The organism is Deltaproteobacteria bacterium (assembly GCA_016183235.1).
In the GTDB taxonomy this organism is placed as follows: Bacteria; UBA10199; UBA10199; order DSSB01; family JACPFA01; genus JACPFA01.
Genome location: JACPFA010000030.1, coordinates 22,652 through 34,218 on the forward strand (window position 1 = coordinate 22,652; position 11,567 = coordinate 34,218).

The 11,567-nt window shown below is 44.9% G+C and carries 11 protein-coding genes; 7 read left to right on the forward strand and 4 right to left on the reverse strand.

Annotated features, from left to right (window positions below; all coding sequences use genetic code 11):
* The first annotated feature begins 317 nt into the window (after positions 1-317).
* Complete coding sequence (locus tag HYU97_07580; GenBank protein MBI2336604.1) at positions 318-3,257, forward strand: hypothetical protein; 2,940 nt, start codon at positions 318-320, stop codon at positions 3,255-3,257.
* Here the strand turns inward: HYU97_07580 and HYU97_07585 are convergent.
* The 4 genes from HYU97_07585 to amt are packed head-to-tail and all read right to left on the reverse strand — an operon-like array spanning position 3,223 to position 6,664.
* A complete protein-coding gene (locus tag HYU97_07585; protein MBI2336605.1) occupies positions 3,223-3,468 on the reverse strand; it encodes a hypothetical protein in 246 nt (81 codons plus the stop codon). The genes HYU97_07580 and HYU97_07585 overlap by 35 nt on opposite strands.
* A 1-nt stretch (position 3,469) precedes the next feature.
* Positions 3,470-4,846, reverse strand: coding sequence for a DNA repair protein RadA (gene radA / locus HYU97_07590; protein MBI2336606.1), 1,377 nt, complete (start codon positions 4,844-4,846; stop codon positions 3,470-3,472).
* Positions 4,847-4,886: 40 nt separating this feature from the next.
* Entirely contained in the window at positions 4,887-5,225 is a 339-nt protein-coding gene (locus HYU97_07595) for a P-II family nitrogen regulator (GenBank protein MBI2336607.1), read from the reverse strand.
* A gap of 56 nt (positions 5,226-5,281) precedes the next feature.
* Positions 5,282-6,664, reverse strand: a complete 1,383-nt coding sequence (gene amt / locus HYU97_07600) for an ammonium transporter (protein ID MBI2336608.1) — start codon at positions 6,662-6,664, stop codon at positions 5,282-5,284.
* Between amt and HYU97_07605 the strand changes: the two genes are divergently transcribed.
* The 6 genes from HYU97_07605 to hemH all read left to right on the forward strand — a co-directional run bounded on the left by HYU97_07605 (position 6,663) and on the right by hemH (position 11,374).
* On the forward strand, positions 6,663-6,908 hold the full coding sequence (locus HYU97_07605; GenBank protein MBI2336609.1) for a hypothetical protein: 246 nt from the start codon (positions 6,663-6,665) through the stop codon (positions 6,906-6,908). The genes amt and HYU97_07605 overlap by 2 nt on opposite strands.
* 20 nt (positions 6,909-6,928) lie before the next feature.
* A complete protein-coding gene (locus HYU97_07610; GenBank protein ID MBI2336610.1) occupies positions 6,929-7,432 on the forward strand; it encodes an NYN domain-containing protein in 504 nt (167 codons plus the stop codon).
* A 22-nt stretch (positions 7,433-7,454) separates the two neighbouring features.
* Entirely contained in the window at positions 7,455-8,327 is an 873-nt protein-coding gene (gene metF / locus HYU97_07615) for a methylenetetrahydrofolate reductase [NAD(P)H] (GenBank protein ID MBI2336611.1), read from the forward strand.
* 33 nt (positions 8,328-8,360) lie between these two features.
* Positions 8,361-9,740 (forward strand): oxygen-independent coproporphyrinogen III oxidase, encoded by a 1,380-nt coding sequence (gene hemN, locus HYU97_07620; GenBank protein ID MBI2336612.1) that lies wholly within the window; start codon positions 8,361-8,363, stop codon positions 9,738-9,740.
* Positions 9,741-9,914: 174 nt separating this feature from the next.
* Positions 9,915-10,343, forward strand: coding sequence for a protoporphyrinogen oxidase HemJ (hemJ, locus tag HYU97_07625; protein ID MBI2336613.1), 429 nt, complete (start codon positions 9,915-9,917; stop codon positions 10,341-10,343).
* Positions 10,340-11,374, forward strand: a complete 1,035-nt coding sequence (gene hemH, locus HYU97_07630) for a ferrochelatase (protein MBI2336614.1) — start codon at positions 10,340-10,342, stop codon at positions 11,372-11,374. Before hemJ ends, hemH begins: the two co-directional genes overlap by 4 nt.
* The last annotated feature ends 193 nt before the right edge of the window (positions 11,375-11,567 follow it).

An 11,567-nucleotide genomic window follows, 5' to 3' on the forward strand; every position in this document is an offset into this window, starting at 1 on the left:
TGCCTACGCAGGAGGTAAATTCCGATGGGGACCCATGGTGACAGAGCAATCTCAACTCATTATCGCTCCACACATGAACTTTTGTCAATGTCACCGTTTTTAAGGCAAAGCAAAGTCAGAAAATGAAGATGTGTAAAACGGCTAAAGGTTGCACGGCTTGGGGGGCAAAGGGGGATTTTACATCGATATTTTTGCTCATCGTCATTGGATAATAAATACTTTTATTAATGATTTCATAGGAGTATTGAAATTTTACCCTTCCTCCGTCATGGCACGAAGCTTGCTTAAATAGAGGGGGAATTACTTTGGGAGTTTTTATGGTTGATGGGGTTGGAGATGCAAAACAAAAGGCCATCTTGAGTTGTGAGCCTAATACTCAAGGCTTAGCCGCCGAGGCTGCAGGACAGGCTGAAATGCAAAATTTAGAGAGGGTAGTGACGGATCCCCAGTTTATCCCTGCCCAGGACATTTATGACTTTTTACAGTCAGGGACACTCCCTTTAAATCATCCTCTCTCCCTTCGTTCGCGGCAGTGGGGTGCTGTGAATCGACTGGTGGATAAGATCAAAAATCGCATTCCTCAAGAACTAGCCGAAAATCCAGCCGCTCGTAGTGAATATGAACGTGAACTAATCACCCAAATTTTAGCGGAGTTTTATTTTCCACGCTCTTTAGGGTTGGTCTATGATGCTCAGATGGAAACGGCATTGGATGCCACCCAGGCCCTAGAGCAACAGGCCGTGCAGTGTCGGGAGTTGAGTTACATCTTTGTAATTATGGCAAGGCAGGCGGGGTTGAATGCCTTTTTTATGGGGGTCGATCGCTACCAAGATGGCCGTACCCCTTACGAAATGGGCATGGGCCATATGCTAGCAGGCGTGTTGCTGAGCGATGGCACGGTATTGCAAGCAGACCCTACCGAAGAGTTTGTCAGCAGTGAGGTCATGCCCGGCCATTGTGAAGTGCATTTTGAAAGTGATCAGGAGGTAGCGAGTGATTATGTAGCTAGCAAGGCCTTTTTTGAGGATCTTAAAAGTAGAAGCGAAAATGCCAATGAGTTTTATTATCGAGCGGCGATTCTCAACCCCGAGAATGGCATGGCCCGTTTAGGAAATTTGTATCACGCTAAATTTGATAGTGCAACAGAAGCTATCGGTTATTACCAAAACTTAGCTAATTATCTTCCCCATAACCCTGAAATTCAATTAGTGACGGGTCAGGTTTATGCACAATCTCAAGATGGCGACCAGGCCCTCTTTTATTTTCAACGTGCCATCGAATTATCAAAAGATGTGGTTTACGCCGAAGCCTATCTGTCTAGCATTGAGGTGTTGGAAGCAGCCATGCAAAAGTATAAGCCAATGCCTTTAAATTTATCTTTCGAAGAAAAGCAAAATCGTTGGGTGCAGTTACATTTAACCTTACTCAATTGCGAACCCTACAATGCCTACGACGCCTATCTTTTGGAAAAGGCATCCCAATTGTTTCTAGAAACCTTGCAAAAAAATCGTGTTGAGCTGGGGGATAGTGATTATGAGCAAGAAGATCTCTTAAAACAGGCAGAAGATTTTGTTGCCCGGCATCGCATTGCTTTTGACCAATTGCCAAGTGTGGTCAAAGAATTAACAGAATTGGGTTATTACACTGAGGCCCTCAAGCTAACTGAGCGATTTTTGGGTTTGAACGGCTGGTTGCAGTTATGGCAAGCAGACGACAGAACGACTCTTAATATGGAGCTACTCCACGGAGAAATTCCCTATCTTAAGGGACTGAAGGCCCTTGCCAAAGAGAATTGGCAAAACTCTCCACATTGGGCAGAGATAACTCACCTATTTAGCCGGGTCATGGCTGACGAAGGCTACCCCGGTAGCGGCCATTTTACCCTGGCCGTTCGGTTTGCCAAGAGGCTTTTGTTGTTGGTCCCTAACGACATTGAGGCGCGCCAATTTTTGGCCTTGGCCTTTGCAATAAACCCCGAGTTACAGGAAGAAGGGGACACCTTCGATTTATCTGATAGTTCTACCCATCAACCCTTCTTGCAGGCGCTGGCCGTGCTTGAAGCCGATTCTTCTGAAATACGTCGTGCAAAATTATTGGAATTTTCAGATGGGCTAAGGGCCTTCTTAGAAGAAGAATCCCCAGATGGGCTTCAACGTATTTTCTATTTTTTAGAATATTATTTTTTAGAAAGACAAGACCTCGAATCTCTCAAAATACTTTTAAAGCTACGAGAAGATCTTAATATTCAGTTTGATCTAAACCGTTTTTTAACCGCAACCCATTATGAAAAAATGGGCGATTTACTCATGACCGATGCAGATCTCAAGGTAAAGACATGGGCCAGACGTTGTTATACCACGGCGGCTATGGCGCAAGAGAGTTTGTGGGCCGATGATCCTAAGGGCTTTGTTGCTAAGGTCGGTGAATTAGTGAGGGTAAAAAACGCCAGCCCCAAAGATAGTCAATGGATCGATCAAGATTTTATAACCCATTATCTCAATGCTCATTTTACAGTTGGGTTTAAATCAGTGACTTCTCCATCTTTGGAACAAAGTTACCGGCGTGATCTTAGTCTTTTAAGTGGGCTCAACATGAAAAACTCCGAGCATTATCACAGGGCCCTGCAGGTCTTTGCCAATCGGCTCGTTACCATAGCCATCTATCCCCCAGAGGCCTATGCGGGCTTGGATCCACTCGATGTATTGGGAAAAAAGGCGGTGGAATTATTAGAGGTGCTTGAAACCCGAAAGCGGTTTTTTGCCAAACATGGGTTAGCGGAAAATATTCGTGTTGAAGAAAGACAATTTCTATTTTTAGAATTGGTGTCGGAGGTGGTCAAACAGGGATATTCTTTGCGTGAAATACAAACAGCCGTGCCCCTGGAATTTTGGGTAGCCCTTTCTCCGGTGGCAGCGGAAGCTGGTTTTGAAACAGAAGATTCCTTATTAGTTATTCAGGCAGCCTTGGCCTACCTCGACCTCTTTGCAGAAGACGGCCAAAGCACGGCTATTGCTATTCTCGAAAAATTGGCTAAAAAGTATTCGGGCAAGATGGATCAAACGGTTTTTTCTTTTGATGTAGATACGTTAGGTGATCACCCCTTTGGTCCGCTGGTCCCTTATTTCAAGGCATTCGAGAGCAAGCAAAGGCAAGCTCAAAGCGCCTATCAAATCGCCGAGAGCCTTGCGCGTGAGGCCAATCGCTCTGATTTGGCCCAGTCTTTTAGTCTTTTAGAAAATCGTCTAGAAATGCCTTAATTTCTGGGTCTTGAGCCTCTAACTTTTTAACCACTTGGGTTTTGGGTGGGTTTTTTTCAGGCAATTCCCGGGTGCTTAGCCCCAAGAATTTTTGCAACAGGGCCTTGGGCCCTGGAAAAGAAGCGGGATCAGCGATGCCCTTGGCTTCGGGGGCTAAAGGCCTAGCCCTCGGTTTAAGCCAAAATTGTTTTAAACCTTCAAATAAGCTCATATTATTTTAGAAATCCCAATGCTTCGTGTACGGTGGTTACAGGATAAAATTCAATCCCCGATAAATCTTTATTGCCTTGAACCGCTTTTAAATCTTGAGCGGATTTTTTGGGTAATAAAATATTTTTATAACCCAACTTTTTTCCTTCTAAAATTCTAAACAATGCCCCGGCCACGGGCCGAATTTCTCCGGTCAGCCCCACTTCGCCTAACACCAAATACGAGGGAGGCAGCATTTTATTTTTAAGGCTAGACACCATGGCTAACAAAACCCCCAAGTCAATCGCGGGTTCTTCTAGCGAAAGCCCGCCTACCACGTTAATAAAAATGTCTTGATTGGCAAGCACGAATCCGCAAACTTTTTCTAACACCGCGGCCAGCAATGCCACGCGGCTTGAATCCACCCCCACCGTCACACGGCGGGGCGTCGCCAAATGACTTGGCACCACCAAGGCTTGCAATTCCGCCAAAATAGGGCGGGTGCCTTCTAAAGAAGATACGACTACAGAACCAGGGCGCGATTGTTCTTTGTGCGATAAAAAGAAAGAAGAAGGATTTTCAATTTCCAGCAAGCCCTGTTCGCCCATTTCAAAAACCCCAACCTCGTGAGTTGCGCCATAACGATTTTTAAACGTGCGCAGCAAACGATAGGGTTGCCCCCGATCGCCTTCGAAATAAAGTACGGTGTCTACCAAGTGTTCTAAAATCTTGGGGCCAGCGAGCGACCCTTCTTTGGTAATGTGCCCAACCAGCCAAGTGACTAAACCTTTCGACTTGGTGAAATAGAGGAGCTTGCCTGCACATTCCCTCACTTGACTCACCGAGCCAGGGGCTGAACCTAAATCGGGCAAGTAGACAGTTTGAATGGAATCAACGACCAAAAAATCAGGCTCGTATTGGGCAACCGTTTGCAACGCGACCTCCAAATTATTTTCAGAAAGCACCGTGATGTTTTGATTTTGAATGCCTAAACGTTCAGCACGTAACCGAATTTGCGCTAAAGATTCTTCACCCGTGAGATAAAAAGTTTTTTTGCCTGCTTGAGTGAGTTGGTTTTGAATTTGTAAAACCAAAGTTGATTTTCCAATGCCAGGGTCGCCGCCTAGTAAAGTGGTGCTACCTGTTACGAGCCCACCGCCTAACAGGCGGTCTAATTCGTGAATACCCGTGATGATGCGTGAATTTGAATCCATTTCAATTTGAGTGAGGGGCAAAGGTTTTGAATTTAAGGTATAAAAAGAAGCCGCTTGGTTATCGCTGCGCTCCATGCGTTCTTCTACCAAGGTATTCCATTGTTGGCATTCGGGGCATTTGCCTAACCATTTGGGAGTTTGATAACCACATTGTTGGCAGGCAAAGAGGCTCGACTTTTTAGACATGCCTCATGTGTAGCATAACAAAAAAGCCAAGGGAAGTTCCCTAAATCGCCGAAGATCCGGTTTCGCCCGTTCGGATTCGGATAACTTCTTCAATCGGAGAGACGAAGATCTTGCCATCTCCAATGCGGCCAGTCTTGGCCGTTTTTTGGATGGCCTCAACCACCTTGCTCACATCTTCATCATTGACGATGATCTCAAGCTTAATTTTGGGTAAGAAATCGACGATGTATTCAGCCCCACGGTAAAGTTCGGTGTGACCTTTTTGCCGACCAAAGCCCTTCACTTCAACGGCGGTCAAGCCTTGAATACCAATGGACTGGAGGGACTCTTTGACTTCATCCAGCTTAAAAGGTTTGATAATCGCTTCTATTTTTTTCATGAAAGATCTCCTTGGTTCTTAGGGGGAAGCTTAATGCTTCCCCCTAATATAATCAATTAACTTTGTGAACGAGCTTGAACGAAGTCGGGATAGGCGATGTTACCATGTTCGCCATAGTCAAGGCCTTCCATTTCTTCATCTTCGCTCACTCGTAGCCCTAAAACCGCCTTAATGATTGCCCAAGTGATCAAAGCAACAACCAGGGTAAAGCCGCCCACTGCTAAGACGCCTTTAATTTGAGCCATTAATAAGGTGGCACCACCGCCAAACAAGAGGCCATTGCCCGTGGTAGCAGGTTGAAATTGATCTTGCGCAAACAGCCCAACACACAAGGTTCCGAATATCCCACAAACTAAGTGCACGGAAAGGGCACCCACCGGGTCGTCAATTTTGATTTTATCAAAAAACATAACCGATAAAACCACCAGTGCTCCAGCTAGTAAGCCAATGATAACCGAGCTACCCACGCTTACAAAGGCGCAAGGTGCGGTGATGGCCACTAAGCCGGCTAAGGCGCCGTTTAAAATCATGGTAAGGTCGGGTTTTTTTAACAGCAGCCAAGAAACAACCGTTGCACCAAGAATAGCGGCAGCGGCAGCTGAATTGGTAGTGACGGCTATATGAGCAATGGCATCACCTACTGACATGGTTGAGCCAGGGTTAAAACCAAACCAACCCAACCATAAGATGAAGGCACCCAAAGTTGCCATGCCTAAGTTATGACCTTGAATGGGGTGAACTTTCCCATCTTTGAATTTCCCGATGCGGGGGCCTAACATTAAAACTCCCGCTAAGGCCGCCCAGCCACCCACGGAATGCACCACGGTAGAACCAGCAAAGTCCCACATACCAGCAGCAGCCAACCAGCCACCGCCCCATACCCAGTGACCGGTGACAGGATACATAATTCCAACAAGAATGGCTGAAAAGACGATGAAGGAAATGAATTTGATTCTTTCGGCCACAGCCCCAGAGACGATGGTCGCAGCGGTACCGGCGAAGACCAATTGGAAGAAAAATTTACAAATCAATGGAACGCCTGCCCAAGCAATAGAACCATAAACACCTTGGTAGGTATCTCCGGTTGCGGGGCTATTATCGACCCCCGATAAAAGCCAAAGCCCTTGGGTTCCGAATAGGGGAGAACCATCGCCGAACATGAGGCCCCAGCCTAAGACCCAAAAAGAAAGTGAGGCAACGGCAAAAACAACAAAGTTTTTAGCCAAAATGTTAACGGCATTCTTGCTTTGACAAAGCCCGGCCTCCACCATGGCAAACCCGGTATTCATAAAGAATACCAAGACGGCGGCTATCAATACCCACAACGTGTCGATGGCGATTTTAAGTTCTGCAGTGGTGGGATCATCGGCAAAGGCCAGGGTTGGTATACAAAAAAGCAGCATGGCAAGAAACGAAAACAAGATCTTTCTCTTTAACATGATTACATTCTCCTTATCGATTATGATGGCAATCCAGGGTGGCCCCTTGCGGGAATCCACCCTGTTCTCTTGCCACTCGTTAAACTTTCAATCCCACACCTATTTTTTGCCTACTGAGCTTTGCAATAGAGATGCCAAGTCTCCACTTATTTATAACTTGTTGAAATTCTTTCATTTGTTTTTTAGGATGGGCTTTGTCACACTCAAAAATGTGCCTGGGTTATTAGCAGTGCATAAAATTTAAGCACGAAAGATCTTAATTACATGCGATGGTTGGTCGACGGTTACAATTTGCTGCGCGGGGTAAGTTGCTTTGCAAATTTAGAATTGCAAAATCCCACCAAGGCAAAACAAGATTTATTAAATTTTTTAGAAGCCTTTCATCGGGCTACCGGAGAAAAGGTGCAGGTGTATTTTGATCGTTATAGTCAAACAGGGAATGTCCCGTTGCAAGAAGAGCATGGGGGTATTTCGGTTTTTTATTCCAGAGGTGGTTATACGGCCGATGAAGAAATAATGCTGCAGATGCGTGAGCAAGGGGAACAAGCGTTGGTGGTGACCTCCGATCGAGAGATCCAGCGTGCGGCCAAAGCCAGCCGATGCTCCTATTTAGAGGCGCGCGAATTTTATGAGGGAGTGATGGAGATTTTGCATCAGTCAACCGATGATGAAGATGTTATAAATTCAAGATTGAAAGGTAATGCCTTTCGGCCGAGAGAAGAGAAACGTAAGGCCTTCAATCGATTAAAAAAGTTTTTACAATATTGAGTATGTATATTAGCGAGAACCAATGAAATTCTCAGATCTTTATCAAAATGGGCAGTTTCGTTATTCGGTAGAATTGTTTCCCCCCAAATCTCCGGGGAGTGTTGATGCGCTCATTCAAGAGGTCAAACGCCTTTGTGCAATTCACCCCGCCTATTTTTCGGTGACCTATGGGGCCATGGGTTCAACGCGCGATCTTACCAAAAATATTGTATTGCGATTAAAAAAAGAAACGAAAGTACCCATTGCGTCTCACTTCACCTGCATTGCTTCGAATCGAGATCAAATCAAACGTTATGTTGAAGAGATATTATCGCAAGGCATTGATTTAATCGTGGCGCTGCGGGGAGACGTTCCGCAGGATTTAAAAAACCATGTACCTCCTCAAGATGGTTTTCGTCACGCCAATGAATTGGTAACTTTTCTTAAAACTCACTATCCACAATTAAGTATTGCGGTAGCGGGTTATCCCGAAAAACATTTAGAAGCGGCAAGCCCTGAAGAAGATCTGAAAAATCTCCAACGCAAAGTAGAGGCCGGTGCCGATGTTATTATTACCCAATTATTTTTTGACAACGCAGATTTTTTTAATTTTGTGCAACAAGTAAGAGAAAGGGGAATCAAAGTCCCCATTCTGCCAGGGATCTTACCTGTGCAAAATCTCAAACAGGTAGAAAAGTTCACGCAAATGTGCGGGGCCAAATTTCCAAAACCATTGCAACAGCGCCTCATCAATTGCCAAAACGATGCCGACCAAATGAAAGCGGTAGGCGTTGAACATGCAACCAGCCAGTGCCGAGAATTGATTGCCAAGCAAGTCACAGGCATTCATTTCTACAGTCTCAATAAAGCCGATAGCGTATTGAAAATCGCAGCCAATACGGTTTTGCCTGCTTGATTATCTCAAGCTATTTGGTTTAAACCCTTAAGCATGCCAGCTTCTTTATTACCACTGTTAGAAAAATATAACGTCCCTGGGCCGCGTTATACCAGCTATCCTACGGTGCCGGCCTGGTCAGAACAAATAGGCGTTGAATTATTTGAACAAAGCCTACAATCGCTACGAGCTGGCGAAAAGCTCTCTCTTTATTTTCACCTGCCTTTTTGTGAACGGCTCTGCCATTTTTGTGGTTGTATGCAAATGATCACCAAAGATCATGCTCGTTCTCGAGAATATTTAGAAATTTTAAAAAAAGAAATCCAAAAATCAGTTCAATTTATTCCAACCACCGCTCGAGAATTAAGCCAGTTACACTTTGGTGGGGGGACGCCCAATTTTTTTCAACCCGAAGAATTAGCTGAAATTGTTGGTGAGGTAAAAAAACATTTTGCATTTTCCCCTGACGCTGAACTTGCTATCGAGATGCACCCGCGCACGAGCACCCATGCCTTTTGTGATAAATTGCGCGAGTTAAACTTTAATCGCATTTCTTTAGGAGTGCAGGATTTTGACCCGGTGGTGCAAAAATTAATTCATCGCGATCAAACCTATGAAATGACGGTTGCGATGCTCGATTATCTAAAAAATTTAGGGTTTAATTCTTTTAATTTTGATCTTATCTATGGCTTGCCAGGGCAGACTTTATCAGGCTGGACCAAGACTTTAAACTTAGTTTTGGGTCTGAAGCCCGACCGCTTAGCAGTTTACAGTTATGCCCATGTGCCATGGGTGCGGCCCGTACAACGGTCTTTTAAAGATTCCGATCTTCCATCCCCTGAACTAAAATTAGAATTATTTGCCAAGGCCTATGAAACCTTTACCCAAGGTGGTTATGAACTAATTGGCATGGATCACTTTGCTAAAGCCTCCGACGAATTAGCGAAGGCCAAGCGCAACGGCAGCCTGCATCGCAATTTTATGGGCTATTCTACTCGGGCCGATGCCCATCAGATTGGGTTTGGGGTCAGTTCGATTTCTTATGTGGGGGGCAATTATTTTCAAAATGCCAAAGATTTGAAAAAATATTACCAACAAATTCAAGCCAGGGGTTTGGCTACTTTTCGCGGTTTTATCTTAAAGCCTGATGACACCTTACGCCGAGATCTCATTACCCAAATCATGTGTCATGGCGGGGTGAACTTGCTTAAGTTTGGTAAAAAATGGCAAATTCAATTTGAAGATTATTTTGCCTCAGAACTCTTGAATTTAAAGGCCTTTGTGCAAGAGGGTTTGTTAGAAATAAATGATCGACAAATGAAAATAAAAGATTTAGGCCACCTTTTCTTAAGAAATATGGCGATGGTGTTTGATCAATATTTAGCAGGAATCAAAAAAGACGCGAAGACCCCGGTGTTTTCGAAGACGGTGTGAACGGTGTCGTTGCGAGGTCAACGGGGGCTTTCTGTCATTGCGAGGCAAGCCAGCTCCTTCGGCAAGCCTCAGGATAAACTCCGCAATCTCCTCGGTTAGGCAGAAGAGATTGCTTCACCCTGCTGGGTTCGCAATGACAGAGAGCCGTGGCTGGGTTCGCAATGACAGATACTTATGTACCTTTGGATTAAAGCTTTTCATCTCATTTTTGTAGTCGCATGGTTTGCGGGCCTCTTTTATATCTTTCGCCTTTTTGTTTACCATGTCAAATTTCAAACCGAACCTAAACTTGCGGCAGCCTACGAACTGATGGAGCGCAAGCTGCTTTATATCATCATGCATCCAGCCATGTTGCTCACCATCGTTTTTGGGGTTTGGCTAATTTTTCTCAACCCAGCTTTACTCAAGCAAGCCTGGTTTCATTCCAAATTATCGGGTGTTTTGGTGCTGATCGCTTATCAGATTTTTGCCGGGGTCGTTCGGCGCAAATTTTCTCAAGGCAATTTTTTTCTTTCCGAACGAGCTTGTCGCATTATTAATGAAGTTCCAACCCTCCTGCTCATTGGCATTGTTATCTTTGCGGTCACGAAACCCCAGTTATGAAAGGCATCTTGCTCCTTAATCTTGGCACCCCGGTCGCACCCACCCGCCAGGCTGTGGCCAAATTCTTGCGCGAATTTTTGATGGACCCTTTTGTTTTAGATATTAACCCCATGGCACGATGGTTTTTAGTGCATGGGATTATCGCCCCTTTTCGCGCCAAAAAATCCGCTACTGCTTATCAAAAGATTTGGACAAAAGCAGGGTCGCCTTTAATGGTTCACACTCAAAATTTACAAAACGCTTTACAAAAGGAGTTGGGCCCCGAATTTTTGGTAGCAATCGGGATGCGTTATGGTGAACCAAGTGTTGAGCATGCTTACCAGACATTGGTGAAAAAAGGGGTGCAAGAAATTTTAGCCATCCCCCTCTATCCTCAGTTTGCTGATTCATCGACCCGAACCGTTTTGGAAGACTTATTTAAAGTGCACCGTAACTATTCCAAAAAAATTTCCCTTACTCATATTGCTGAATTTTATCATGAGGCAGGTTTTTTGAAGGCCTTTGCTAGTCTTGGGCGGGGATGGATGACAAATTTTAAGCCGGATCATATCTTGTTTAGTTTTCATAGTATCCCGGAACGTCAGTTGAAAAAACAAATTATTGCAGGGAAGGTTTGCCGCAACGATGGTCAATGCTGTGAACCTTTAGAGGTAAACAATAAAGATTGTTATCGCGCCCAATGTTTTTATACCGCCCGGGCCTTGGCCAAAGAACTACAATTGTTATCTGATCAATACTCCATTAGTTTCCAATCAAGATTAGGCAGAATTCCGTGGGCACAACCTTACACTGATAAAACCATCATACAATTGGCGGGGGGAGGGAAGAAGCGGCTACTCGTGTTTTGTCCGTCATTTGTAACCGATTGTTTAGAAACTTTAGAAGAAATTGCTTTAAGGGGCAGGGATTCCTTTCTTGAACATGGAGGGGAAGACTTAGCTTTAGTCCCATCCCTCAATGACCATCCCGATTGGGTTCAGGCCTTAGCGAATATAATATTGCAATCCACACAGAACCCCCTTGAATATTAGAGATGAGGTAGCTATGGCGATGGTTCGAGGGAGGTAATTTACGTGAGTGCCAAGTCTAAAAATGTCATTGCGAGGAATGTCATCCCCGCCCCTGCCTGCGCAGGGGTAAACTCCGGCTCAGGACCCATGATAACAGAAGCAATCTTCCTCGCGAGGCCCTCCATTGATGTCATTGCGAGTCGAGCGAAGCTCG

What these genes read in the sequence shown, in the direction of transcription:
- HYU97_07585 (MBI2336605.1), bottom strand. Translation starts at nt 3,468, where the DNA reads ATGAGCTTATTTGAAGGTTTAAAACAATTTTGGCTTAAACCGAGGGCT.
- HYU97_07595 (MBI2336607.1), bottom strand. Translation starts at nt 5,225, where the DNA reads ATGAAAAAAATAGAAGCGATTATCAAACCTTTTAAGCTGGATGAAGTC.
- HYU97_07580 (MBI2336604.1), top strand. Translation starts at nt 318, where the DNA reads ATGGTTGATGGGGTTGGAGATGCAAAACAAAAGGCCATCTTGAGTTGT.
- hemJ (MBI2336613.1), top strand. Translation starts at nt 9,915, where the DNA reads ATGTACCTTTGGATTAAAGCTTTTCATCTCATTTTTGTAGTCGCATGG.
- amt (MBI2336608.1), bottom strand. Translation starts at nt 6,664, where the DNA reads ATGTTAAAGAGAAAGATCTTGTTTTCGTTTCTTGCCATGCTGCTTTTT.
- radA (MBI2336606.1), bottom strand. Translation starts at nt 4,846, where the DNA reads ATGTCTAAAAAGTCGAGCCTCTTTGCCTGCCAACAATGTGGTTATCAA.
- metF (MBI2336611.1), top strand. Translation starts at nt 7,455, where the DNA reads ATGAAATTCTCAGATCTTTATCAAAATGGGCAGTTTCGTTATTCGGTA.
- HYU97_07605 (MBI2336609.1), top strand. Translation starts at nt 6,663, where the DNA reads ATGATTACATTCTCCTTATCGATTATGATGGCAATCCAGGGTGGCCCC.
- HYU97_07610 (MBI2336610.1), top strand. Translation starts at nt 6,929, where the DNA reads ATGCGATGGTTGGTCGACGGTTACAATTTGCTGCGCGGGGTAAGTTGC.
- hemH (MBI2336614.1), top strand. Translation starts at nt 10,340, where the DNA reads ATGAAAGGCATCTTGCTCCTTAATCTTGGCACCCCGGTCGCACCCACC.
- hemN (MBI2336612.1), top strand. Translation starts at nt 8,361, where the DNA reads ATGCCAGCTTCTTTATTACCACTGTTAGAAAAATATAACGTCCCTGGG.